The sequence below is a fragment of the Desulfovibrio simplex genome (assembly GCF_055387835.1).
Map to the genome: position 1 here is coordinate 2,117,412 of NZ_AP042377.1, position 24,106 is coordinate 2,141,517.

General features: G+C 59.2%; 19 protein-coding genes. 10 read left to right on the forward strand and 9 right to left on the reverse strand.

Annotated features, from left to right (window positions below; all coding sequences use genetic code 11):
* Positions 1-165: 165 nt before the first annotated feature.
* Complete coding sequence (locus tag ACZ5DH_RS08725; protein ID WP_464253932.1) at positions 166-2,889, reverse strand: molybdopterin-dependent aldehyde oxidoreductase; 2,724 nt, start codon at positions 2,887-2,889, stop codon at positions 166-168.
* Positions 2,890-3,031: 142 nt separating this feature from the next.
* Positions 3,032-4,057, reverse strand: a complete 1,026-nt coding sequence (locus ACZ5DH_RS08730) for a molybdopterin-binding protein (RefSeq protein ID WP_464256532.1) — start codon at positions 4,055-4,057, stop codon at positions 3,032-3,034.
* A gap of 324 nt (positions 4,058-4,381) precedes the next feature.
* Between ACZ5DH_RS08730 and ACZ5DH_RS08735 the strand changes: the two genes are divergently transcribed.
* The 5 genes from ACZ5DH_RS08735 to hcp all read left to right on the forward strand — a co-directional run bounded on the left by ACZ5DH_RS08735 (position 4,382) and on the right by hcp (position 9,475).
* Positions 4,382-4,765, forward strand: coding sequence for a DVU3141 family protein (locus tag ACZ5DH_RS08735; RefSeq protein WP_464253933.1), 384 nt, complete (start codon positions 4,382-4,384; stop codon positions 4,763-4,765).
* Between the two features lie 85 nt (positions 4,766-4,850).
* The gene (locus ACZ5DH_RS08740) at positions 4,851-6,401 is read left to right on the forward strand and encodes a polysaccharide biosynthesis/export family protein (RefSeq protein WP_464253934.1); all 1,551 of its coding nucleotides are present in this window, start codon (positions 4,851-4,853) and stop codon (positions 6,399-6,401) included.
* Between the two features lie 256 nt (positions 6,402-6,657).
* Entirely contained in the window at positions 6,658-7,347 is a 690-nt protein-coding gene (locus ACZ5DH_RS08745; protein WP_464253935.1) for a Crp/Fnr family transcriptional regulator, read from the forward strand.
* A 65-nt stretch (positions 7,348-7,412) separates the two neighbouring features.
* Positions 7,413-7,760, forward strand: coding sequence for a cupin domain-containing protein (locus tag ACZ5DH_RS08750; RefSeq protein ID WP_464253936.1), 348 nt, complete (start codon positions 7,413-7,415; stop codon positions 7,758-7,760).
* An 89-nt stretch (positions 7,761-7,849) separates the two neighbouring features.
* Positions 7,850-9,475, forward strand: a complete 1,626-nt coding sequence (gene hcp, locus ACZ5DH_RS08755) for a hydroxylamine reductase (RefSeq protein WP_464256533.1) — start codon at positions 7,850-7,852, stop codon at positions 9,473-9,475.
* A gap of 472 nt (positions 9,476-9,947) precedes the next feature.
* Here hcp and ACZ5DH_RS08760 read toward each other — a convergent pair whose 3' ends face one another.
* Entirely contained in the window at positions 9,948-10,955 is a 1,008-nt protein-coding gene (locus tag ACZ5DH_RS08760) for an MltA domain-containing protein (RefSeq protein WP_464253937.1), read from the reverse strand.
* Positions 10,956-11,147: 192 nt separating this feature from the next.
* On the opposite strand from ACZ5DH_RS08760, the gene ACZ5DH_RS08765 reads away from it, so the two are divergent.
* On the forward strand, positions 11,148-11,546 hold the full coding sequence (locus tag ACZ5DH_RS08765) for an acyl-CoA thioesterase (RefSeq protein ID WP_464256534.1): 399 nt from the start codon (positions 11,148-11,150) through the stop codon (positions 11,544-11,546).
* Positions 11,547-12,191: 645 nt separating this feature from the next.
* Here the strand turns inward: ACZ5DH_RS08765 and ACZ5DH_RS08770 are convergent.
* Together ACZ5DH_RS08770 and ACZ5DH_RS08775 are read right to left on the reverse strand one after the other, a co-directional pair.
* The gene (locus ACZ5DH_RS08770) at positions 12,192-12,428 is read right to left on the reverse strand and encodes a FeoB-associated Cys-rich membrane protein (RefSeq protein ID WP_464253938.1); all 237 of its coding nucleotides are present in this window, start codon (positions 12,426-12,428) and stop codon (positions 12,192-12,194) included.
* A 732-nt stretch (positions 12,429-13,160) separates the two neighbouring features.
* Positions 13,161-13,625, reverse strand: a complete 465-nt coding sequence (locus ACZ5DH_RS08775; protein ID WP_464253939.1) for a Fur family transcriptional regulator — start codon at positions 13,623-13,625, stop codon at positions 13,161-13,163.
* A 411-nt stretch (positions 13,626-14,036) separates the two neighbouring features.
* Here ACZ5DH_RS08775 and ahpC point away from each other — a divergent pair, with 411 nt between their 5' ends.
* Positions 14,037-14,603, forward strand: a complete 567-nt coding sequence (gene ahpC, locus ACZ5DH_RS08780) for an alkyl hydroperoxide reductase subunit C (protein ID WP_464253940.1) — start codon at positions 14,037-14,039, stop codon at positions 14,601-14,603.
* A gap of 691 nt (positions 14,604-15,294) precedes the next feature.
* Here the strand turns inward: ahpC and uvrA are convergent.
* Positions 15,295-18,255, reverse strand: a complete 2,961-nt coding sequence (uvrA, locus tag ACZ5DH_RS08785; RefSeq protein ID WP_464256535.1) for an excinuclease ABC subunit UvrA — start codon at positions 18,253-18,255, stop codon at positions 15,295-15,297.
* A gap of 220 nt (positions 18,256-18,475) precedes the next feature.
* On the opposite strand from uvrA, the gene ACZ5DH_RS08790 reads away from it, so the two are divergent.
* The gene (locus ACZ5DH_RS08790) at positions 18,476-19,114 is read left to right on the forward strand and encodes a hypothetical protein (RefSeq protein WP_464253941.1); all 639 of its coding nucleotides are present in this window, start codon (positions 18,476-18,478) and stop codon (positions 19,112-19,114) included.
* 4 nt (positions 19,115-19,118) lie between these two features.
* Here ACZ5DH_RS08790 and ACZ5DH_RS08795 read toward each other — a convergent pair whose 3' ends face one another.
* Both ACZ5DH_RS08795 and ACZ5DH_RS08800 read right to left on the reverse strand, forming a co-directional pair.
* Entirely contained in the window at positions 19,119-20,048 is a 930-nt protein-coding gene (locus ACZ5DH_RS08795) for a DMT family transporter (protein ID WP_464253942.1), read from the reverse strand.
* Positions 20,049-20,290: 242 nt separating this feature from the next.
* On the reverse strand, positions 20,291-20,830 hold the full coding sequence (locus tag ACZ5DH_RS08800) for a MarR family winged helix-turn-helix transcriptional regulator (protein ID WP_464253943.1): 540 nt from the start codon (positions 20,828-20,830) through the stop codon (positions 20,291-20,293).
* Between the two features lie 110 nt (positions 20,831-20,940).
* Between ACZ5DH_RS08800 and ACZ5DH_RS08805 the strand changes: the two genes are divergently transcribed.
* Positions 20,941-21,531 (forward strand): cyclase family protein, encoded by a 591-nt coding sequence (locus ACZ5DH_RS08805; RefSeq protein WP_464253944.1) that lies wholly within the window; start codon positions 20,941-20,943, stop codon positions 21,529-21,531.
* Between the two features lie 320 nt (positions 21,532-21,851).
* Here the strand turns inward: ACZ5DH_RS08805 and ACZ5DH_RS08810 are convergent, their stop codons facing one another.
* Entirely contained in the window at positions 21,852-22,442 is a 591-nt protein-coding gene (locus ACZ5DH_RS08810) for a TrmH family RNA methyltransferase (RefSeq protein ID WP_464253945.1), read from the reverse strand.
* 136 nt (positions 22,443-22,578) lie between these two features.
* Between ACZ5DH_RS08810 and ACZ5DH_RS08815 the strand changes: the two genes are divergently transcribed.
* A complete protein-coding gene (locus ACZ5DH_RS08815) occupies positions 22,579-24,003 on the forward strand; it encodes a sodium:proton antiporter (protein ID WP_464253946.1) in 1,425 nt (474 codons plus the stop codon).
* Positions 24,004-24,106: the final 103 nt, after the last annotated feature.

The window sequence follows — 24,106 nt, forward strand, 5'->3', positions numbered from 1 at the left end:
CCCCGCGTACGGACAATGCGCAACATGAGCCTGTACCCCTGCGCGCCAGACAAAACAGTAATCTTTGCGGGTGAGGGTCGGAAGGAGGGGACTTTCAGCCATCATGACGCTGTCAGATGCTGAAAGGCTCCCTCCTTCCGCTTTTTCCTTGGCTATGAACCTACCCTACTTGGGCATGGCCTCCAAGACCTTTTCGGGACGCGCGGGCAAATGCCGGATGCGCGCGCCGCAGGCATTGTAGATGCCGTTGATGATGGCCGCATGCGGGGCGGTGAGGGGCATTTCGCCCACACCGGAGGCGCCGAAGGGGCCATCCTTGCGGGGGGTCTGCACATACACGATTTCCATATCGTCGGGGATCATCTTGATGCTGGGAACGCCCGATCCGCCTATGGTGCTGTGCTTCTTGAGGTCTTCGTAATCTTCGGTAAGAGCAAGACCAACGCCCTGGGCGAGGCCGCCGTAGATCTGCCCGTCCACCACAAGCTTGTTGCAGAGGGTGCCGATGTCGGCCACGCAGACGATTTTTTCCACGGTGGCTTTGCCGGTGGCCACTTCAACAGCCACTTCGGACAGGAACAGGCCGTACATGTAGCAGGCGAAAGGCGAACCCTGGCCCTTGCCGTCGCAGTCCTTGGCAGGCGCGCTCCACTTGCCTTCATAGCGCAGCGGGCGGCCTTCGGCCTTCATTTCTTCAGGAGTAAAGAAGCCGCCGCCGGGCTTGCGCATGCCCTCGATGAGCATTTCGCAAGCCACGCGGATGGCGTTGCCCGTGACCACCTGTGAACGTGAGCCGCCCGCGGGACCGGAGTTGGGGGTCTTGCTGGTGTCGTTCATGAGCAGGTGAATATTTTCAGGGGCGATCTTCAGGGGACGCAGAGCCTCATGGGCCGTGCCCAGCGAACCGGCGTCGGCGCCCTGGCCGTGGTCTTCCCAGGAGTTCCCCAGGGTCACGCTGCCGTCCATATTGAGTTCAACCCAGGCTTCGGAGGTGTCCGGCCCGTCAAGGCCCGCGCCGTACACGCCAAGGGCGATGCCCACGCCGCGCTTGACTTCGGCGGTGGAACGTTCCTTCACGCGCTTTTTGGATTCTTCATAGTAGGGGCGCATTTTTTCGAACATTTCAGGCAGGCTCATAACTTCAGGAACCTGACCCGAAGGCGTGGTGTCGCCTTCCTTATAGCAGTTCAGGGCGCGCAGTTCGAAGGGATCCATGCCGAGCTTTTCAGCCAGTTCGTCCATGAGCACTTCAGAGGGGAATTCCGATTCCGGCGCGCCGTAACCGCGGAACGCCGCGCCCCAGCAGTGGTTGGTGGCAACGGTGCGGCCCTGGCCGCGAATGTTGGCGATGCCGTAGCCCGCGCCGATATACTGCGCACCGCGCAGGGTCAGAAGGTCGCCGAATTCGGAATAGGGACCGTGGTCAACGCTCCAGTCCGTCTCCATTGCGAGGATCTTGCCCTGCTTGTTGGCGGCGTAACGCAGCGTGGTCCAGAAGGGCGAACGCTTGCCGGTGTAGTTCTGCTGCTGCTCGTAGTTGTAACGCAGATGGCAGGGACGACCGGTGGCCATGACGGCCACGCCGATGAGCGCTTCCATGGTGGGGCTGAACTTGTAGCCGAAGGTGCCGCCCGCGGTGTTTTGCACCAGCACGAGATCCTTGGGGAATTCCAGACCCAGACCGGGAGCGATCATAAGCGCGTGCAGGTGAAGACCAATGGACTTGGAGTGGATGACCACCTGGCCCTGCTCGTTGATGTAGCCGTAACCCACGTCGGGTTCGATGGGCAGGTGCGGCTGGCGCTGGGTGTAGTAGCTGCCCTCGATCACCACATTGCTGGGATCGTTGAAGAACGGAGCCGTATCGGCGCCTTTTTCTTCAAACTGGTCATAATAGACGTTGGGGGTGCCGGGGTGAATCTCAATGGCGTCCGGGGCCATGGCTTCAGGAGCGCTCATGTATTCGGGCAGCAGCTCCAGGTCAAACTTGACCTTTTCAGCGGCGGCGCGCGCATTGGCCTCAGAGTCGGCACAAACGATGGCCAGGGCATCGCCGTACTGGAAGATCTTCTGGTCGTTCAGGATGGGGCGTTCCCAACCGTCACCCTTGTTGGTGGGGAAGGTGATGAGGCCCGTGATGCGGTTCTTGCCCTTCACGTCCTTGTGGGTCAGCACCTTGACCACACCGGGCATCTTTTCGGCCTCGGAGGTGTCGATGCCCTTGATGATGGCATGGGACACCTTGGCCTGGGCCAGGGCCAGATGCAGGGTGTCTTCAGGCATACGCACGGTGGCGTCCGCGCCGAATTCGGCCACGCCCGTGACCTTGGCCACAGCGCTGGGACGGGGGATGCTGGTGCCCCAGATGCGGCCGTCGGCAGGCATCTTGAAGCTGATTTCTTCAACGGTTTTTTCGCCGCGCATGATGGCGGCCGCGTCCATGACGGCGTCCACCAGGGGCTTGTAGCCCGTGCAGCGGCAGATATTGTGGTTCTTCTGGAACCAGTCACGCACATCTTCACGGCTGGGCTTGACGTTCTCATCCAGCAAAGCCTTGGCCGACACGATGAAACCGGGGGTGCAAAAACCGCACTGCGCCGCGCCGTGCTGTATCCAGGCGTGCTGCAGAGGATGCAGGCAGGCGGGCGTTCCAATGCCTTCAAGAGTGGTTATGGCCGCATTATCAGCCACGCGGCTCATCTTTATGATGCAGGCGCGCGACACCTTGCCGTCAACGATGACGGTACAAGCGCCGCACTGCCCTTTGCCGCAGCCAACCTTGACGCTGGTGAGCTGCAACTGGCTGCGCAGCACGTCCACCAGAGTATCATTGGGGCTGACCAGCAAACGCCGGGGGATGCCGTTCACTACAAGAGTTTTTGGTTCCATGCGCGACTCCTTTATTGATGAATGCCTGTGTATATGCCGACGCGGGATATCCGCGTTCAGGGCCGAGACTGACCGGCGTGAACGCCGTGCTGCTCAAGAAGGCAGAAGATACATTGACTGTGATACCGCTATGCCCGCGGCTCTATTTGCCAAAAGGACACATGGGGTAGGTGCATTCGGGACAGCCCGAGCAAAACCCGCCGTGCCCCATGGCCGCCACGTCTTCGGGCGTGACCTTGATGCCGGCCAGCAGGCGCGGCACCACCAGGTCGAAAATACTGGCCTTGTGGTACATGACGCAGCCCGGCAGGCCCAGAACGGGCACCGGGCCGCGCGGCCCGGTTGCGTAGGCCAGAAGAAACATGGCGCCCGGATATACCGGCGCGCCGTAACCAAGAACTTCCGCCCCGGAAGCGCGGATGGCCGTTGGCGTGCGGTCGTCCGGATCAACGGACATGCCGCCCGTGACCACGATCATGTCCGCGCCCTGATGCAAAAAATCCACAATGGCGGATGCCGTCATGGCCACCTCATCACTGGTGAGGGTCTGCCCCATGACGGTACTGCCCAGTTTGGCGAACTTTTTTTGCAGCACAGGCCCAAAGGCATCCTGAATACGGCCGTAGTACACTTCACTGCCTGTGGTCACCACGCCTACCCTGGCGTGCGCGAGGGGCAGCACTTCCATGACGGGGCCGCTGACGCTGGCCTCCATGCGGCGCAGCTTTTCTTCTTCTATCATGAGCGGCACCACGCGCGTGCCCGCCACAGCCCGCCCCCTGGCGACAAACTGCATGCTGTGCAGTGTGGCTATGGTAATTTCGCCAAGGCTGTTGATTCTGGTCAGCGCGGGCACGTCAATACGCAACAGGCCGTCACATGCGGCAGAGAGATCGATGCGCCCTTCCCTGGGTTCCCCGGCCACGAGGTTTTTGCCCACCGTGGCGGCCACAATGCGGGCGGCGGCGTCATTTTCATGAACCATGCCGGGGAGCGGTTCGAAAACATAAAGATGCTCCTTGCCTACTTCGAGCAGCACCTTGATATCTTCGGGCCGCACCACATGGCCCTTGCTGAAGACCGGCCCCTTGCTCTCACCGGGCACAATCCGCGTTATATCGTGACAAAGAACGCTACCTACTGCGTCGTGAACATGTATGGTTTTCATACAAGGTTTTGGCATGAATACTCCTGCAATGATGCATGATCTGATGCTCAGATTAGACAGAGAATACCACCCTCACAACAAAATGCAAAATAAAATTCAGCCTTTATAAAGTGTGGACACAATAACTTGCCGGTATCTTATGTGTTACGTTTTTATTTTCTCCATTTTGACAAAAAGCGTGACTATTAAACCCCAGCAAAACGATATCCTACGCTTCGGGGAATTGACAGAGGCCGCGTTCTCTGCGACAGGGAGTGGAAGAAAATGATCCGAAATCACGTCAGATGATCATGGCGCGTCGGTCCGCCGCCGCCAGGAGTCCGCATGAACACAAAACTCGGTACCATACACACACCGCGCTTTCACCGGCTGGCCACCTTGGCCGCCGCACTTTTTCTCACCCTGCCCCTGGCCGCCTGCGGCTTTGGCGAAAACCCGCAAAAGGCTGAAACGCCCCCTGGCCCTGTGGAAAGCTTCATGATACTTTCCACTCCCGGTCAGACCACCGTTGTGGACGACGTACAGTTCGGACAGGGCGTAAACGTGAGCGTTGACGAAGTTTTCACCTCGGCCAAGGGTGAAAACTGCAAACGCGGCACAGTTTTGGCCGGGCAGAAGGAAGCCGAAGTGGTGGTCATCTGCCAGGACGAACAGGGACGCTGGATCATGGCTCCCAGAGTCTGGGGACAGGGCATCTCCAAGCCGTAATTTCAGCGGGGGCCGACCCCGTAACCATTGCAGGCGCGCGGCGCGGCTCAGCCGCGAAACCGCGCGTCTCATCCGTTGGAACACCATGCTGCAAAAACACTACTTTATCGCCATCTTGGCTCTGTTGACCCTTTGTGGCGCAGCCCGGGCCGAAGATAACGTGCGGCCTTACGCGGCCAATCTTTTTCAGGGCAATTTCGCCCACAACAAAGAAGGCTCCGTCATCGCCTCCGGCGACCGGGTGGTAGTGCGCCTGTGGGGTGGCGACCTTAACGTCGACCGCACGCTGACCGTGGGGCCGGATGGGCACATGAACCTGCCCGAGGTGGGTGACATGCCCGTGTCAGGGCTTGCCTACGACAAGCTGGTTGACGCGCTGCGCAGCAAGCTGGCCGCCAACGGACACCCCAACGTTCAGATATACGCCGCCCCCCTGGACGCACGCCCCGTGTCCATCTTTGTGACCGGCGGCGTAGCCCGCCCCGGCAGCTACACAGGCGGCCCCAACGACCCCATGCTCAGCTTTCTGGACAAGGCTGGCGGCCTTGATCCTGTGCGCGGAAGCTACCGCGACATCCATCTTATGCGCGACGGAAAATCCGTATCCAATCTTGATCTTTACCCCTTTGCCCGCAAGGGCGTGCTGCCCGCCGTGCGGCTACAGGACGGCGACACGCTGGTGGTGGGCGAAAAAGGCCCCACCATCACGGCCACAGGCGTAGTGCGCAACGCGGCGCTTTTTGAATTCCCCAAGGGGCAGGCCACCGGGGCGGCCCTCATCGATCTGGCCGAACCCGAAAGCCGTGCCTCGCACATTACCCTCAACGGCACCCGTAACGGCGCGCCCTACAGCACATATCTGCCCCTTAAAGACCTGCGCAGCCTGCGCCTTGAAGACGGCGACAAGGTGCAGTTCATCGCCGACGCCACCGGCAACACCATAATGATTGAAGTTCAGGGAGCGGTGCGCGGCGCTTCGCGCTTTCCCGTTCGCCAGGGTGCGCGCCTGCGCGACGTGAAGAACTTCATTGCCGTGGAACCCGAGCGCGCCAACCTTGACGCCATGTACATCAAGCGCAAGAGCGTGGCCGCCCGGCAAAAAAAAGCCATTGCCGATTCCCTGCGCCGCCTGGAAGAAACCGCCCTCACCGCCTCTTCGGCCAGCACCGAAGAAGCGCAGATACGCGCCAAGGAAGCCGAAATGGTGTCCAAGTTTGTCGAGCGCGCCAAGGCAGTGGAACCAGAAGGCGTGGTCGTGCTCGAAGGCGGCCCGGACAAGGCCGACCTGAGCCTTGAGGAAGGCGACGTCATCGTCATCCCCACCAAGAGCGACGTTGTGCTGGTCAGCGGCGAGGTCATGGTTCCCCAGGCCATGCTCTGGGCCAAGAAGAAAGATTCGGGAGACTACATCAAGAGTGCGGGCGGCCTGACCAACCGCGCGGACAGCGACAAGATTCTTGTCATGCACCAGAACGGCTCGGTGACGCAGGGCGGAAGCAACATTTCGCCCGGCGACCAGATACTGGTGCTGCCCAAGGTTGAATCCAAAAGCATGCAGGCCGTCAAGGACATCTCCCAGGTGCTCATGCAGGTGGCCATTTCCGCCAGAGTGCTGCTGGGCCTGCCCTCGCTGTAAGACGCGCCCCGCACCACAAGCACACAGTGCAAAACAAAAAGCCCGTTTCCGGGCTTTTTGTTTTGCAAGCCCCACGCCCCTGCCAGAACGCTGGCGTGCCGCCCAAAACCCGGCCTGCACGTTATTGACGTCCCAACACGGTCAAGCCAAACTTGGAGGTGGGCATTTTATAGGCTTTAGTGTATACTTCCCCCAAGCTCATGATCGGCATGACACTCCTGTAATGCCGGTTTTCTCCTCAGGACAGGAAGAACACATGGATCAGGCCCTGAAAAACTGTGACCTTTTCGCGCATATGACCTCCGATGAGGCCAGGCTCTGTCTGGGATGCAGCGGCGCTGTGGAGGAGAAATTCGGCAGGGGGGGAATGGTTTTTTGCGAAACCGATTCGCCCACCCGGCTGTTCGTCCTGCTGGAGGGCTCCGTCACGGTGGGACGCGACAGCGCCGATGGCAGACGCGCGGTCATGGCCCGTATTGACAGCCCTGGCGATCTGTTCGGCGAAGTGTATGTTTTTCTTGATCAGTCTACCTACGGTTGTAGCGTGCAGGCCGAAAGTCCGGTGCGGGTTCTGGCCATACCCGCCAAGTTCTTTTATTCTACCTGTGAAAAGCGCTGCGCCATGCATGCGCAGATCATTCGCAACATGCTCTCGGTCTTTGCGCGCAAGGCCTTTTTTTTGACCCGGCGGGTGTCGCTGCTGTCATCCGGCAGTCTGCGGCGCAAAATCGCCGCCCTTCTGCTGGAGCATCGCGCCCCGGACGGGTCACTGGCCCTGGGCATGAACCGTGAACAGATGGCTGATTTTCTGGGTGTAACGCGCCCGTCGCTTTCGCGAGAACTGGCAGCCATGCGCGATGAGGGACTGCTGGACATGCACGGCAAGGCCATCGCCCTGCCCCACCCCGAACGGCTGAAAGAATTTTACGATTATTTTGTTCCGTAACAAATGTTACGGACGTGCGGACTCCCCCTTGCTATACAGGAATCGTCAAAGCCAAGGAGGGAATCATGCAACGCTTCCTCAAAAATCTCGACTACGCCACGGCCCTGCCCCTTGCAGAGCAGGTGGCGTACCAGCCCGGGCAGATAGCCAGCAAGACCCTTGTTCAAAATGCCGCAGTGAGCATGACGCTTTTCGCCTTTGACCAGGGCGAGGAAATCAGCGCACACACCTCCACAGGCGACGCTTTTGTCCTGGCCCTGGATGGTCAGGGGCAGGTCAGCATCAATGGGCAGACCACCGTTCTCAAAGCAGGCGAAGCCATAGTGATGCCCGCCGGACACCCGCATGCCGTCAGCGCGCCCGAACGCTTCAAGATGCTGCTGGTGGTCGTTTTTCCCACAGAAAACCCATAAAAGTTTTATAGTGCCGCCCGCCATGCGCGGGTTCACCCAAGCCTCCGCCGCAACGGAGCCGCAAGAAGGATACTACCATGAGTAATGCCATGTTCTGCTATCAGTGTCAGGAAACCGTAGGTAACAAAGGTTGCACCCAGGTCGGCGTATGCGGCAAAAAGCCCGAAACAGCCGCGCTTCAGGACGTGCTGATCTATGTGTCCAAGGGGCTTGGTCAGATCACCACCCGCCTGCGCGCCGAAGGCAAGACCATAGACCACAAGATCGACCAGCTGATTGTGGGCAACCTTTTTGCCACCATCACCAACGCCAACTTTGACGACGACATTCTGGCCGAGCGCATCCGCATGACCTGTAAGGCCAAGAAGGAACTGGCCGCCACCCTTGGCGACAAGACCGGCCTCAACGACGCGGCCCTGTGGGAGGCCGCCGACAAGTCCGCCATGCTCGCCAAGGCGGGAACCGTGGGCGTCACGGCCACCACTGACGACGATATGCGCTCCCTGCGCTGGCTCATCACCTTCGGCCTCAAGGGCATGGCCGCCTATGCCAAGCATGCCGACGTGCTGGGCAAGCATGAGAACAGCCTTGACGCCTTCATACAGGAAACCCTTGCCAAAACCCTGGACGACAGCCTGAGCGTGGGCGACCTCGTGGGCCTTACCCTTGAAACCGGCAAGTTCGGCGTTTCGGCCATGGCCCTGCTTGACGCCGCCAACACCGGCACCTACGGCCACCCCGAAATCACCAAGGTCAACATCGGCGTGGGTTCCAACCCCGGCATCCTCATTTCCGGCCACGACCTGCGCGACCTCGAAATGCTGCTCCAGCAGACCGAAGGCACGGGCGTTGACGTGTACACGCATTCTGAAATGCTGCCCGCCCACTACTATCCCGCGTTCAAGAAGTACGCCCACTTCAAGGGCAACTACGGCAACGCCTGGTGGAAGCAGAAGGAAGAGTTTGAAAGCTTCAACGGCCCCATCCTGCTGACCACCAACTGCCTTGTGCCCCCCAAGGAAAGCTACAAGGACCGCGTGTACACCACGGGCATCGTGGGCTTCACGGGCTGCAAGCACATTCCCGGTGAAATCGGCGAACACAAGGACTTCAGCGCCATCATCGCCCACGCCAAGACCTGCCCCGCGCCCACGGAAATCGAAACCGGCTCGATCATCGGCGGCTTCGCCCACAACCAGGTGATGGCCCTGGCCGACAAGGTCATCGACGCCGTGAAGTCCGGCGCCATCAAGAAGTTCGTGGTCATGGCCGGCTGCGACGGCCGCGCCAAATCCCGCGACTACTACACGGAATTTGCCGCCGGCCTGCCCAAGGATACGGTCATCCTCACCGCCGGTTGCGCCAAGTACCGCTACAACAAGCTCGACCTGGGCGACATCGGCGGCATCCCCCGCGTGCTGGACGCCGGGCAGTGCAACGACTCCTACTCCCTGGCCGTCATTGCCCTCAAGCTCAAGGAAGTTTTCGGCCTTGAGGACGTGAACGACCTGCCCATCGTCTACAACATCGCCTGGTACGAGCAAAAGGCCGTCATCGTGCTGCTGGCCCTGCTCAGCCTTGGCGTCAAGAACATCCATCTTGGACCCACCCTGCCCGCCTTCCTGTCGCCCAACGTGGTCAAGGTGCTGGTGGAGCAGTTCAATATCGGCGGCGTGACCAACGCTCAGGACGATCTCAAGGCCTTCCTCGGCTAAGTTCCCACGGGCACCCCCGTACACGCAGAAAGGCGCGCCCCGTAAGGGGCGCGCCTTGTCATTTCGGTCAGCCAGAGCAGATACGCTTTAGAGCATTTTCACTTTGAAATTGCTCTGGCGACTGCGTGAGCAGGCGCCCGCAGCGAAGGCGTAAGCGCAATTTATTTGCGCTGTTAAGCGACGAAGCATGCGCGTCTTAAACTTTGAGAATGTCCATTCTCAAAGTTAATCTGGTCTAAGTTGTGCCACCTGGAAGGCGCAGCCTCCGACATCCCTTCTTCAGATCAGAAAACTCTTTGCTATACGCTGCAATAGACAAAAATTTTAGGGGGAGGGGGCGTGGGGGAGGAGACGCTTTTTTAGAGTATGTAACCTTTGAAAAAAGTTACATACTCTAAAAAAGCGTCTCCTCCCCCACAAAGCCTTTCAACCTGACATTCGTAACGCACCTCGGGCGGGCCCGCCAGCGCCCCTATTTTGCCAGCAATACCCAGGCCGGGCCCTTGGCGTCCAGGTGACTGGCCACAAAGTTGCCGCGCTCTTCGCCGCCGCAGAACACGTCGATACGGTTCTTTTTGATGGCTCCGCCCACGTCCTGGGCAAAGCCGATGCCGCGCAGGGGGTACTTGCCGCGCCGCTGGTCAGGAATGTTCACCCCATAGGCCACGATTGACCCAAGGGGGATGAAGGTGCGGTCCGTGGCCAGTGAAAGCCAGTCGTCCACCACCTGCCCCATGGCCCCAGTGGGGCCGCGTCCGCTGTATTTGAAAAAGACGTAGCTCGGGTTATCGTTGAGTATTTCGCGCACGCGGTGCGGGTTATCCTTGAACCACTGGCGCTGCTCAAAAATGTCGCCCTGCCTGAGCAGACCTTTTTCACGCATGATGCGGCCCGAGCTTTTGTATTTGTGCCCGTTCTGCCCAGCATAATTGACAAATGCCTGGGTGCCGTCGTCGAAAACCAGACGGCCCGAGCCCTGTATTTCCAGAAAGAACACGTCCACAGGGTCGGCGGCCCAGGCCAGTTCAAGCCCCTTGCCGGCCAGCACCTGCTTTTCTTCAATGGTACGGCGGTCATGATAGCGGCCGCGCTTGGCCACCGCGGACTTGAGATCCGGCGGCAGCCCGTAGATTGCCTGGGTATAGCCGGGCTTGCGCGTACGGCTGGCGCGCACCATGGGCTCATAGTAGCCCGAATACTTTATGCCGTCAGGCACCTGCACCCAGGCGAAATTGGCGAGAAAAAGCTCCGGTTCCTTGTCCAGACGGGGCAAAAGCTCCTGAAGGCGGGTGAGCGTACGCGACAGTTCACCCCAGGTCACGGTAAGGCCGGGCCTCTGCACGGCAATGGCCCCCTGGGGCTTACTGTTGACATAGAGCAGAGACTTGCGCACGGTAGGAGCCATGTCCTTCCAACTGGTCAGGTCCTGGTTGCCGGGCCGCAGGCAGCTCACAAAAAATTCCGGGCTCTCAAAGCCCACAGGGGGCCCCACGTACTCTGGCACGGGAGGGGCAACCGTTTTGGCGCAGGCCCCCAGTACCAGACACATGAGCAGCAAAGTTGCAAACCCGCACCTGCGGACGCCCGGCTCCCGGATCGACTCCAATGCGCACGGCGCATATACATAAGGAGATTTTTCGTGCATGACGCTTTTCCCACCCCTGATATCTGGATGCCTCACCGCGTTTCCTATGGAGAAACGGACACGATGGGCGTTCTTTATTATGCTGAATATCTGCATCTTTTCGAGCGCGCCCGTGGCGAATACATCCGCCGCTGCGGCATGAGCTACGCCGAAGTCGAAAAAAGGGGCCTCATTTTGCCCGTTCGTGAAGCCCAGTGCCGCTACAGGTCACCGGCCCATTATGACGATCTTCTTCTGGTACGCGCGGGTATCAGCGAGTGGACCCGAGCCTCCATGCGCTTTGTATATGAGATATGGAGCGAGGACAAGGCGCGCCTGCTGGCCACCGGCATGACCCAGCATGCGCTGGTAAACAAGGAAGGCCGCCCCGTTCCGGTGCCGGACTGGTTCAGAAACCTGAGCTTTTCAGACAGCCAGGACAAATAGGCCGGTAAAATATATCTCGCAAAGATTGAACGCGCGCAGGCAGGCGTTATGGAGGGAAGGGTTGAAAAGCTTTGTGGGGGAGGGACCCTTTTGCAAAAGGGTCCCTCCCCCACGCCCCCACCCCCTAAAAATCTTACTGTATGGTTCCAGCATCGTGCAAAGAATATGGCGCTCCGAGGCGAAGGCTCCAGAGGCAGCGCCTTCCGGGCGTCACGCCATCCCAAACGGTATTTGCTTCAGAGACGGCAAACTCCAGAGCAATTTCAAAGTGAACTTGCTCTGCTGACGCGAAGGCGGCAGCCGCCACGAAGTGGCGTGGATTCTGGCGAAAACCACGTTTTTCGCCAGAATGATGCGTCGAAACAAGGAGTGTTTCAAAAGCAAAATACTCTAAGGGGGGCGTCAGCCCGGCACCCAGGCGCAGCAATAATGACAGCCCCGGAGAATACTCCGGGGCTGTACTATCTCGCTGTCTGACGCTGCACAACCAGGCCAGGCAACGAGCGGAGGGGCTATGACAAGGGAGGGCGGGACTCTACCAGGGGAGCAAGACCAGACACCGGAAGTGTAGCCGTATTTGGCGGGATGGATGCCATAACGGGCGTTCCTGTGGCAGGCTTCGTCGGCACATTCCTTACAGGAGGTTTACGTATCCTTTCGGTCACCGGGATTGATACGGGTGGCTTCCAACCGTTGGGCTTCCGCGGCCGACTCCGTGCTTTTTGACGGGCAGCAGGCCATGTCCTTGGGTTTGCCGGGGCTGCCGCAACCGTCGCAACCGCAGCCGCACTGGCCTTTATTCACCGCCCGGACCATGCGGCGAATAATAAAAAATGCCGCACCCGCAATGCAAAGCGCCACGACAATCAATTGTGCGTCCATGTGAATCACCTCATGGCTGAATACTGCACTCGACGAAAATGAATGTCAAGTTCGTTTGAACCAGATACAGCTACGTTTTCATACGTAACAGAATTATATACATTTTTGGGGTAAGTACCCTCCCCTCAGTCTGGCTGAGAGAACAGGGGCAGGCGAAAAACAGGAAGGAGGCGAACCAGATCAGACTGCCGTTGAAATACCGCACGGTTCAATTTGTCATTCTGCCGACAAATGCGATTTGCGGCAGCCGTTGCTTTAGCCGTTGTGACGCAGGCTTCAGCCGTTGCGATGCAGGAAGCTACGGATAAAGCCGACTGACCCCACGCCACGTTGCGGCGCGCCGCGCTCTCGTGCAGCGTCAGAGCATGTATCCTTTTTCAATGTCAACAGACTAATGGTCTGCAAAACATCATTGCGCAGAGCATGGCGAGCATGGCTCCAGCAAAATTTACATCACCCCGTTACACTCGCGCCAATGAATGGCAGCCCCCCTGCTGACAGCCAGTGGCACGCTTGCGAGTCGGCGGGCCGCAACGACTGCATGGCAGAGGCCTACCTCGCGCATGCTGCCTTTTGTGCAGTTGCGGTGCCACGCAGGCTGGCTTTTTGCTGAGTTTTCGGGGCCACAACGTCTGAAGCAGTCGTGAGCCTGCGGGCAAGGGTAAAGGCTGCGCTTGCGCCCCACAAGGTCTGCCACGCTAACACCAGAGAACTTTTCAGGACAAAGACGCCCTAACGGTCCTCTTCGGCAGCCTCGGCACGGCAGGCTTCGCACAGGCCATAAAGATTATGCACGTGCACCCGCAGCTTGAATCCATATTTTTCAGCCAGTTCGCGCTGCAGCTTTTCAATGCGCGGGTCGCATATCTCCACAATTTTTCCGCACTGCAGGCACACAAGGTGGTCGTGGTGGCTGTCGGGCCTGGCCACTTCGTAACGGGTGATACCATCGCTGAAGTGGATTTCCATAGCCATTCCGGCATCGCAGAGCAGTTTCAGGGTCCGGTATACCGTGGTTTGCCCGATACCCGAATCACGTTGCAGGATATGCTGGTAAAATTCTTCAAGCGAATGGTGGCCCGGCAGCTCAAAAAAAGCTTCGGCGATAATGCGCCGTTGCGAAGTGGTGTTCAAACCCTTGCGGTTCATGAACTCCAGAAAGTCCGCCAGGCAGGCGTCACGCTGTTTTGCTGTCATAATTTGCCTACCCCCGAATCCACTCTAAAATATTTTCTCGGTTCGCGCCACGTAAAACAGGGTCTGTTTTTTGACGGATCCGCTTTTTCCCTCAGACTATAGCGTTATTTGTGACGCACTTTCGGGCAAAAAGCAATGGATTACAAATGGCTGTTCGGCCAGACATCCCGAAAAGTCCATAAAGCGCGACTATTTTGCCCCGGCACCCGAGAGAGCTTACCGTTGCTGGAAGGGTACATTTGCACGTTTCAGAACGGGCTGTTCTCTGCTACACGTAATTCATATCCAGCCTTTCGGAAATCTTTCGCACTCTCTTGACAGACATAATAAGATTGAATACTGTTTTCAAAAAGAGACACACCCACTCGTTGCCGGACGACGCAGCCGTCCGCCCAAAATAAGGAAAACATCATGTCCAATCTGATCAACACAAAAGTGGAACCCTTCTCTGTTCAGGCATACCAGGCTGGCGAGCTTAAAACCGTCTGCGACCTTGACCTGCTGGGGCACTGGTCTGTCTTCTTTTTCTACCCGGCGGACTTTACGTTTGTGTGCCCCACAGAGCTTGAAGATCTGGCAGAAATGTATGACGACTTCAAGAAGCTCCATTGCGAAATTTATTCAGTATCCTGCGACAGCGCCTTTGTGCACAAAGCCTGGGCAGACGCTTCGCCCAACATCGCCAAAGTCAAATACCCCATGCTTGCAGACTGCGCGGGCACCCTGGCGCGTTCTTTCAACGTGCTCATTGAAGAAGCCGGCCAGGCGCTGCGGGGCAGCTTTATTGTGAACCCCGACGGCATCATCAAGGCGTATGAAGTGCATGACCTTGGCATCGGCCGCAATGCCGAAGAACTGCTGCGCAAGCTTGAGGCCGCCCAATTTGTGGCCGAACACGGCGATCAGGTGTGCCCCGCCCGCTGGAAGCCCGGCAAAGCTACCCTGAAGCCCGGCCTGGATCTGGTGGGCAAGCTCTAGGGAAACGCTGATTTATTTCGTTTGGCGGCGTTGCTTCACTTTTTTGAAACAGTCGAGGACGGAAGAGTCCACTCCTGCTTCAAAAAAAGATCGCGCCTTGCCAAACGAAATAACTGCGCGTTTCCAGGAGGCTCTTTAGAGCAGATTAACTTTGAAAATATACATTTTCAAAGTTTGAGGCACGCTCACTTCGGCGTTTAACAGCGCAAATAAATAGCGGTGCTGTCTTCATCCGTAAGCCCTGCGGGCAACGGCTGAAGCTGCGCTTACGCCTCCGTGGCGGGCGTCTGCTCCCGCATCCGCCAGAGCAATTTCATTATGAAATTGCTCTAATCAGTGCTTCCCTAGCCCTCTCTGTTTTCTCAGCCCCCAAAAGCCCCTATCCTCCTCTTGCTCAACCTTCTAACCGAAACCACCCGCAAATCGCGGGTGGTTTCTTTTTACTGACAAGCACAGATGCGGGGAAAACATGCGCCTACCGGGTGATGGAGCATTTTACCTTTGAAAAAGGTTACACGCTCCAACTCTTCCGATTCAGAGTCGGAAAACTCTTTATGCTAACACTGCAATAAAAGTTTTAGTGGGTGGGGGCGTGGGGGAGGAGACCCTTTTACAAAAGGGTCCCTCCCCCACAAAACATTCCTGCCCACAAAACATTCTTCCCCCACAAAGCACTCCAACGTGACATGCCCTAGCTGGTGCGCCTCTTGATCCTGTCCAGACGTTCCTGCATAAGAAAACGCCCGGTGACGGAATTGGGGTCGGCCACAATGGCTTCCGGCGTTCCGGCCGAAACGATGAGGCCGCCGTTTTCGCCGCCGCCCGGTCCCATATCCAGCACATGGTCGGAAGCGAGGATCATGTCCGTATTGTGTTCAATGACCACCACGCTGGCTCCCCTGTCCACAAGAGCGTGCAGCACCTTGATGAGCTTGCCCACCTCGTGCATGTGCAGGCCGGTGGTGGGCTCGTCCAGAATATACATGGTGCCCGGCAGCGAGCGCTTGCCAAGCTCGCGCGAAATCTTGATACGCTGCGCCTCGCCGCCCGAAAGCGTGGTGGCGGGCTGGCCGAGCCGCAGGTATTCCAGGCCGACCTCTTCCAGCACGGCAAGGCGGCGCTCCAGCGCCGGATAGTTCTGAAACAGCTCTCTGGCCTGACTCACGGTAAGGTTGAGCACCTCGGCAATGTTCAGCCCCTTGTAACGCACTTCAAGGGTTTCGTGGTTGTAGCGCTTGCCCTTGCACACGTCGCAGGTGACGTAAACGTCCGGCAAAAAATGCATTTCCACCCGAATCTGCCCGTCGCCGCCGCAGGCTTCGCACCGGCCCCCACGCACGTTGAAGCTGAAGCGCCCCGGCTTGTAACCGCGCTTGCGGGCGTCCTGCGTCATGGCGAAGATGTTGCGGATCTCGTCGAATATCTTGGTATAGGTGGCCGGGTTGGAGCGCGGAGTGCGCCCGATGGGCGTCTGGTCAATGGCCACGATGCGCTCGACGGGGGCAGCGCCGTCTTCGTAGGCCAGGCCGCCGATGGTGCCGGGCTGGTCCACCCGCAGGCCCAGATTCAGGGCCAGATGCTTGTACAGCGTGTCCACCACCAGCGAGCTTTTGCCGGAACCGGAAACACCGGTCACGCAGGTCAGCACGCCGAGGGGGATGCGGCACTCCACATTGCGCAGGTTGTTGGTGGTCACATTGTGCAGCACAAGCCAACCCTGCGGGTCACGCCGGGCGTCTGGCAGGGCAATGGTGTCGTCTCCGCGCAGGTAGCGGGCCGTGAGCGTATTGGCCTTGGAAAGCAGGTCGTCCACGCTGCCCTGAAACATGATGTCGCCGCCGTGCGAGCCCGAACCGGGGCCAAGCTCGATGACGGTATCGGCCTCACAGATGGTGGCCTCGTCGTGTTCCACCACCAGCACAGTGTTGCCCCGCGCCTGAAGCGAGCGCAGCGTGCCCAAAAGACGTTCGTTGTCGCGCGGGTGCAGCCCGATGGAAGGCTCGTCCAGCACATAGGTCACGCCCACAAGGCCGGAGCCAAGCTGGCTTGCCAGCCGGATGCGCTGGGCCTCGCCGCCGGAAAGGGTGGACATGGACCGCCCGAGGGACAGGTATTCCAGCCCCACGCTGCGCATGAAGGACAGACGGTGCGTCAGCTCCTTCATGAGCGGCTCGGCTATGACCACATGGCGGCCCGAAAATTCGCGCTTATCCAGCCATTCAAGGGCGCGCTCCACCGAAAGGTTGCAGAAGGCCGCGATATTGAGGTCGTCCACACGCACCGAGAGCGCGTTGGGATTGAGCCGTGCGCCTTTGCAGTCGGGGCAGTCCATGGTCTGACGGTAACGCGAAAGGGCCTCGCGCCAGGCGTCGCCGTACTGCATGCCGCTTTCCAGCAGGGGGATGACGCCGGGCCAGCGCTTGTCATTGACGCTCACGTCGCCCGTGCTTCTGGCGGCGGTAAAGTGTTCGCTCTGATAGTCGCCCCCGGCCCCGAGAGCCACGTTGCCGCCCATCCAGTTACGGCGCAGGCCCAATGACGAGCGCGCGGGACGGCCCTTTTCGTCCTCGCCATAAAAAAGCGCGGCCAGGGCGTCTTCAGAAAATTCTTCCAGCGGCGTGGACAACGTGAACTTGAAGCGCTTGCCCAGAGCCTTGAGCGCGCCTTCATAGCGACTGAACATCCTGTCCGTGGCCCAGGGCAGAAGCACGCCAGTATTGAGCGAAAGCCCCATATTGGGCGCAATGAGCCGTGGTTCGAAGTAGTCCACACCGCCAAGGCCCACACAGCGCGGGCAGGCCCCCTGCGGCCCGTTGAAGGAGAAAAGCTGCGGGCTTGGCGCAGGCAGGGAAATGCGGCAGTGCGTGCAGACAGAGGAGGTGGAGTGCGTGGTGTCGGCCTCCTCGCCCGCAGCTGCCTTGTCGGGCAAATGCACCACAAGGCGGCCTTCGCCATAGCGCAGGGCCAGCTCCACCGAGTCGGCCAGGCGGCCCCTGATGCCGTCCTTGTTCACCAGACGGTCCACCACAAGGTCAATGTTGTGCTTTTTATTTTTATCCAGAGCGGGCACGTCATCCAGAGTGTAAAAAACGCCGTTGACCCGCACACGGGCAAAGCCCTCGGCCTTGAGTTTTTTGAACTTGTCCTGGTGTGTGCCTTTTTGCAGTTCAACCAGCGGGGCCAGCACCATAAATTTGGCGCCCTGCGGCAGGGCCAGAATATCCGAAATGATTTCGTCCGCGGCGCGCGCCTCGATGGGGCGCCCGCACTGGGGGCAGTACATGCGGCCAAGCCGGGCGAAAAACACGCGCAAAAAGTCGTAAATTTCCGTCACCGTGCCCACGGTGGAGCGCGGGTTGCGCGAGACGCTTTGTTGCTCGAGCGAAATGGCGGGGGAAAGCCCTTCAATCTTTTCCACGTCAGGCTTGTCCATCTGGGGCAGAAACTGACGCGCATAGGCAGAAAGGGACTCCACATAGCGGCGCTGACCTTCGGCATAGACAATGTCAAATGCCAGCGTGGACTTGCCGGACCCGGAAGGCCCGCAAATGACCACCAGCTCATCGCGCGGTATGTCCAGACTGATGTCTTTGAGGTTATGCTGCCGGGCCTTTTCAATATGTATGCAAGGTTTTTTGGTGCTGGTGTTCATGTGGGCATATGTAAGCGCGCCGGGGCCGGTTGGCAAGATGGCCCTGCCCCATTGTGCCCCTCCCGCGCCTGTAAAGACCGCGCCAATGGCGCGATTTTGATGCTGAAACAAAACTTGAGAACTGTTCTCACCCCTGCGTGGACAAAAAACCATAAAGGCGGTATAAATTTTTTTACGAACGCAGGCCCATCAAACCGTCCTGCCACAGGGAGCATACACTATGGTTTACCAACGCGCACACACGCTCTTTCTTGCCCTGGCTTTTGCTGTTGTTTCCGCTCTGGCCTTCCAGCACGCGCCTGCCGTGGCGGCCGCGCCCGAACGCAACGCGCGGGAATTTTTTACAAGCCTGCCTGAAAGCATTTTTGAAAATACCCCCGAAGGTCTGACCCCTGCCGAAAAACAAAAACTGCTGGCCAACGGACAGTCCGATTTTTGGGAAATAGCGGGCGAAACTGAAGACATCATGGTTTTCGCCAATCTGCCCTTTCATGACATCGCGGTAGCCCTGCGCCTTTTCCGGCACACCAGTGACGCGTCGGTGGACGCCGCCATAGGAACTCTGGGCGGTTCGGTCTGCACCGTGGAACTGTGGCGGATGGACGCCTCTGGTCGCCTGGTTCCCGTGGACACGCCGCCGGAACCCGCTGTTGAGGAATTTCTGGGCAAAGACCAGAAGCTGCCGCCGGACGTGCAGGCCACGGTCATGATATGCCTGGGCCTTGGCGGGCTGCGCGCGCAACCCCTGTTCTGGACCAGTACCGGCATGGCCCACGTGCCTGTGGCCTATGACATCGGCTACCAGTGGAACGGCAAGCGCTTTGAAAAATACGTGCAGCCGGTCAGCGACGCTCAGTAGGGCCTCAGGACCGCGACGCCGTGCGCTCCGCACCTTTGGCGGAACCTGCCGCGCCTCCCGGCTCGCCTCTTGCCCCGCCTGCCAGCGTGAACAGCAGCAGCGAGGCCAGGATGATGCCGCCGCCCACAAAGGTGGACAGTCCCGGCAGGCCCCCTGTCACCACATATTCCAGCAACAGCGCCAGAAACGGCGTCAGGAACATATAGTTGGTCACAAGGCTGGTGCGTGGAGCCAGCGAGAGAGCCTTGCCCCAGCACAGATAGGCCGCGGCACTGGGAAAAACGCCCAGAAAGCAGAGCAGCAAAAGCGCGCTGGCAGGCGCGGTCCCAACCTGCTCCAGCGCGTCGGGCAAAAAATACAGCAAAAACGCCGTGCCGGTAAAAAAGCTCCACGCCGTAATCTGGAGCGCGTCGTACTGGCGCGAAAGCCCGCGTTGCAGAATGTTATACAGGCTCACCAGCAGCGCGGCCAACAGCACCCAGGCGATGCCCGGAGCCATCACAAAGGACTGCCCCCCGTCATTCATGACCACAACGCCGCCAAAAGCCAGGGCCAGGGCGCACCAGCGCGGCGCCCGCAGCTTTTCGCCAAAGGCCAGACGAGCCAGCACGGCGGTGATGATGGGCGTTGTGGAAATGACGATGCAGTTGGTGGTGGGGTTCAGCGTGACCGACCCCAGATTGAAGGCCAGCATATACAGCGTAAAACCGCACAGCCCCGAAAGGACGAACAGCGGCAAATCCCTGAGACGCGGCGCGGGAGTGCGCCCCAGCGCCACCATACAGATAAAGGCCAGCGAGGCCACGCCGCAACGCAGCAGTCCCAGCGCGCCCGGAGAAAAAAAATCCAGAGCCAGCTTGGTGAACACATAGGCCGTAGACCACAGTATAACCGTCAACAGCGCATAGACCTGACTGCGTAACGCGCCCCCCATACTTCTTCCCCTACGCCTCTTGGTTCCATTGATGGCCTGACGCCACGTTACGCTGGCGGCGATTTATCTCTCGCGCGTTTCAACACTGCCAGCCACCAGCCAGACCGGCCGCCAGACCGGGACGGGCCCGGCGCACCTCCCCGCGCAGGATTCAAGACCGTACCGCACGCAAGCCGTGCCGGGCGCAAACAGGGCTCCAGCCCTGCCCACAGGCGCGGAAAGGCCTTTTCCCCATACCCCGCTCAGTTCTTGTGCCCCTGTACAGTGCCAGCAGCCAGCAGTGCCGTGGCATTGATCCGCACCTGCCGGTTGGCCTCGCCCAACGCTTCAGCCGCAGAGGCCAGCATACGGGCAAAACGCTCCAAATCCTCCTGAGGGCTGGCCTTGAGCCGCTCCCACAGCAGGTCTTCAGCCAGACTGTGCAACATACGGTGCAGGCCCGCCGCGCGCTGCCCCCTGGCCGTCAACTCATAAAGCAGGCTTTTTTTGTCGCCGGGAACCTTGCGCGGCTCCACAAAGCCGCCCACTTGCAGACGCGCCGCCATCTTGGAAACCCCGCCGCGCGTCATGCCCAGTTTTCTGGCAGCGGTGACGCCGTTGACCGGCCCTTCCCCGGCGATGAGCGCAAGAAAATGCATCTCGGTCAGGATCAGCCCCTCAAGCCCCTCGCCGCCAAAGCTGTTCCCGACCTTGTCAAACAGGCCGTTCACCTCTTCCATACGCTGTGAAAGCCCCAAAATGCCGCCGATAACGCGCGACTTCAACTGTTCTTTTTCTGACATGACAGCCCACCCAACGTTTTTTCTGCTGGCAGTGTACCATTTTTTTGTTGACAAGGAAGCAAACCGTTCCTACTTTGTTTCCTGAGAAACAATTTGATATCGGGGGCACCATGCATATTGATCTGAGCCTTCCATTGACCAAAAAAAACTTTGATGACCTGGCCGCCGCCACCAGCTCGCGGCCCCATTACGCGCTGGAGCTTTTCGGCCATGTGGGAACCCACCTTGACCTTATGGGCAAACCCTGGCCGCAGGAATATTTTGCGCGTTCAGGCCGGATTTTTGACGTGCGCCACATACGCGGACGCGACATTGACGCGGGCGACCTGACCGTGGACGCCATCCGGTCCGGGGAATTCGTTTTCCTGCGCACCGGCGTACTGGAGGAACATGCCTATGCCAGCAAGGACTACATCCATGCTCCTGTGCGCCTTTCGTGGAATCTGCTGGAAACGCTGCTGCAAAAAAAGGTCGCCATGATAGGCGTGGACTGCGCCGGGGTGCGCCAGCCAGAGGAACACAAGAAAGCCGACCTCCTTTGTGCGGAAGCCGGCGCGTTTGTGGTGGAGAACGTGTACAATCTTGACGCCCTGTGCGAAACCGCAGGCGCGACAGCCTTTATGGTCAGGACGTTTCCCTTGCGGCTTGAGGATGCCACTGGCCTGCCCTGCCGCATCGTGGCCGAGTTCGCGGACGCATAAGGACGTGGCCCGCGATAAAAAGCGCCGTCCTCCGGAAAGGCATTTCCACGGAAGACGGGCGCCAGAGCACTTTCAAGGCAAAATCGCGATGGAGACTGCGGCACGGGCACTCGCCATAAAGGCATGCGCGCAAGCTGCGCGCGCGGCCACGGGTGACGCATGCCTGGGGCCAGCCGCGATGGGACGTAAGGCATAGGTGTTGGTTATCCGCGTCGTCAAACGCCGTAGCGGGCGCGCCGTATCCCTTGCGAATGCCTGTTCTCAGAAGCACTCGGCCCTGCTGGAAGCATGCGCCGTCGTGTCTTACTTTCCTACTTCCCCTACTTTTCCAGCCATTCATCCCTCTTGGCCTGTAAAGAGGCCGCATCCAGGCGTGGCGAGCCGTACATTCCCGCCGCCTCGCGCTGGCGTGCGGCTTCGGACAGAATGATGGCCGCCGCCACCGAGACGTTGAAGCTTTGAATCATGCCATACATGGGGATATAGAGCTCACCGTCAGCCACATTGAGCAAATCCTGCTCAACGCCGCTGTGTTCGTTGCCCATAATCACCGCCGTGGGGCGGGTGAAATCCCATTCCCTCAAGGGCCTGGCCGTGGGCGTGCAGGATGTGGCAAGCACCTGCATGCCCTGCCCGCGCAGACTCGCCATCAGCGCGTCGCTGTCTTTATGGCGTACGCTTTCCACCCACTTGCGCGCCGAAGCCGAGGTCTTGCGCCCAAGCACGGGAAAAGGGGTGTTGGTGTAATACAGGTTCACCCGGCTGACGCCAAAGGCGTCGCACGAGCGGTAGATGGCCGACACATTGTGCGGATCATGAATATTCGCCAGCACCAGAGTAAGGTCGGGCTGGCGGTGGCTCAGCACTTCAAGCAGGCGGGCCCTGCGTCTTTCCGTGGGTTCCTTGGGCATGGGGTCTTCCTTTGCTATTCTGTTCAGGCCTTGTTATTTCTCAAAAAAAGCTGGTCCAGGCAAGAGCATTGTCTCCATGGCGCATTCAATATACATTACTGAACTCTCATGCCTTCTGGATACACGCTGGAGCCTCATGATGCATATTCGAGCACTACTTTTCGCGCTGTCGCTGCCCTTCTGCCTGCCCACCGCCGCACTGGCCGCCCAAGGGCATCCCACATTGCCGGGCATCGGACTGGATGCCCTCTGGACCATTCCCTTTGCGTGCATGCTGCTGTCCATAGCCGTCATGCCCCTTGCCGCCCCGCACTTCTGGGAACGGCATTTCGGTAAAATTTCCGTATTCTGGGGACTGGCCTTTCTGCTGCCCTGCGCCTTCGTGTTCGGCCCCTCCGTGGCTTTGTACGAGTTCTTACATATCATCATTCTTGATTACATCCCATTCATCATTCTGCTGTTTTCTCTCTTCACGGTGGCTGGCGGCGTGCGCCTTACGGGTTCGCTCACAGGCACGCCCCTGGTCAACGCCGGTATTCTGGCCGTGGGCACTGTCCTTGCCAGTTGGATGGGCACCACAGGCGCGGCCATGCTGCTCATACGCCCGCTGCTGCGGGCCAACGCCCACCGCCGCTACAAGGTGCACAGCGTTGTGTTCTTCATTTTTCTTGTGGCCAACATCGGCGGCTCATTGACGCCCCTGGGCGACCCGCCGCTGTTTCTGGGTTTTCTGAAAGGGGTCAGCTTTTTTTGGACAACCACCAACCTCTTTCTGAAAACCGTTCTGCTTTCCGCCGTCCTGCTGCTCATCTACCTTGCGCTTGACACACTGCTGTTCGCCAGGGAAGGCAGGCCCCTTCCCCCGTATTCACGGGCAGGGGCGACCGAAAAACTCGGGCTTGAGGGCAAGGTCAACCTGCTGCTTCTGGCTGGAATTATTCTGGCCGTGCTGCTGTCCGGGCTGTTCCACCTTGGCACGGCGGCAGAGGTATACGGCGTGCCACTTGAAGGGCAAAATATCGCGCGTGACCTTGCGCTGCTGGCCCTGGCCTGGCTCTCGCTGCGGCTGACCAGCCCTGCCAGCCGGGAGGCCAACGGATTTTCCTGGGCCCCCATTGAAGAGGTCGCCAAGCTTTTTCTGGGCATCTTTGTAAGCATGATTCCGGCCATAGCCATTCTGAAAGCCGGAACGGACGGCGCGCTCGGGGGCCTCATCCAGCTTGTCTCCAGCAACGGCCAGCCCGACAACGCCATGTATTTCTGGCTCACGGGCGTGCTTTCCAGCTTTTTGGACAACGCCCCCACCTACGTGGTCTTTTTTAACACCGCCGGAGGCGACGCCCAAACCCTTATGCGCGATGCCCCCGCCACCCTTGCCGCCATATCGGCGGGAGCCGTTTTTATGGGAGCCAATACCTATATCGGCAATGCCCCCAACTTTATGGTGCGGGCCATCGCTGAGAACCAGGGCGTGCGCATGCCCGGCTTTTTCGGCTACATGCTCTGGTCCGGCTGCGTGTTGCTGCCCCTTTTTCTGCTGCTGACATGGCTGTTTTTCTAGAGCGCCATTATTGGAGAATACTTTGTGGGGGAGGAACCCTTTTGTAAAAGGGTCCCCTCCCCCACGCCCCCACCCCCTAAAACTTTTAACACATTGTAGTAGA

Bases quoted from the DNA above. Each gene is read 5' to 3' on its own strand.
- ACZ5DH_RS08795 (WP_464253942.1), bottom strand. From the start codon at position 20,048: ATGGGGGGCGCGTTACGCAGTCAGGTCTATGCGCTGTTGACGGTTATA.
- hcp (WP_464256533.1), top strand. From the start codon at position 7,850: ATGTTCTGCTATCAGTGTCAGGAAACCGTAGGTAACAAAGGTTGCACC.
- ACZ5DH_RS08770 (WP_464253938.1), bottom strand. From the start codon at position 12,428: ATGGACGCACAATTGATTGTCGTGGCGCTTTGCATTGCGGGTGCGGCA.
- ACZ5DH_RS08725 (WP_464253932.1), bottom strand. From the start codon at position 2,889: ATGGAACCAAAAACTCTTGTAGTGAACGGCATCCCCCGGCGTTTGCTG.
- ACZ5DH_RS08800 (WP_464253943.1), bottom strand. From the start codon at position 20,830: ATGTCAGAAAAAGAACAGTTGAAGTCGCGCGTTATCGGCGGCATTTTG.
- ACZ5DH_RS08805 (WP_464253944.1), top strand. From the start codon at position 20,941: ATGCATATTGATCTGAGCCTTCCATTGACCAAAAAAAACTTTGATGAC.
- uvrA (WP_464256535.1), bottom strand. From the start codon at position 18,255: ATGAACACCAGCACCAAAAAACCTTGCATACATATTGAAAAGGCCCGG.
- ACZ5DH_RS08810 (WP_464253945.1), bottom strand. From the start codon at position 22,442: ATGCCCAAGGAACCCACGGAAAGACGCAGGGCCCGCCTGCTTGAAGTG.
- ACZ5DH_RS08765 (WP_464256534.1), top strand. From the start codon at position 11,148: ATGCCTCACCGCGTTTCCTATGGAGAAACGGACACGATGGGCGTTCTT.
- ahpC (WP_464253940.1), top strand. From the start codon at position 14,037: ATGTCCAATCTGATCAACACAAAAGTGGAACCCTTCTCTGTTCAGGCA.
- ACZ5DH_RS08790 (WP_464253941.1), top strand. From the start codon at position 18,476: ATGGTTTACCAACGCGCACACACGCTCTTTCTTGCCCTGGCTTTTGCT.
- ACZ5DH_RS08815 (WP_464253946.1), top strand. From the start codon at position 22,579: ATGATGCATATTCGAGCACTACTTTTCGCGCTGTCGCTGCCCTTCTGC.
- ACZ5DH_RS08750 (WP_464253936.1), top strand. From the start codon at position 7,413: ATGCAACGCTTCCTCAAAAATCTCGACTACGCCACGGCCCTGCCCCTT.
- ACZ5DH_RS08740 (WP_464253934.1), top strand. From the start codon at position 4,851: ATGCTGCAAAAACACTACTTTATCGCCATCTTGGCTCTGTTGACCCTT.
- ACZ5DH_RS08735 (WP_464253933.1), top strand. From the start codon at position 4,382: ATGAACACAAAACTCGGTACCATACACACACCGCGCTTTCACCGGCTG.
- ACZ5DH_RS08730 (WP_464256532.1), bottom strand. From the start codon at position 4,057: ATGAAAACCATACATGTTCACGACGCAGTAGGTAGCGTTCTTTGTCAC.
- ACZ5DH_RS08745 (WP_464253935.1), top strand. From the start codon at position 6,658: ATGGATCAGGCCCTGAAAAACTGTGACCTTTTCGCGCATATGACCTCC.
- ACZ5DH_RS08775 (WP_464253939.1), bottom strand. From the start codon at position 13,625: ATGACAGCAAAACAGCGTGACGCCTGCCTGGCGGACTTTCTGGAGTTC.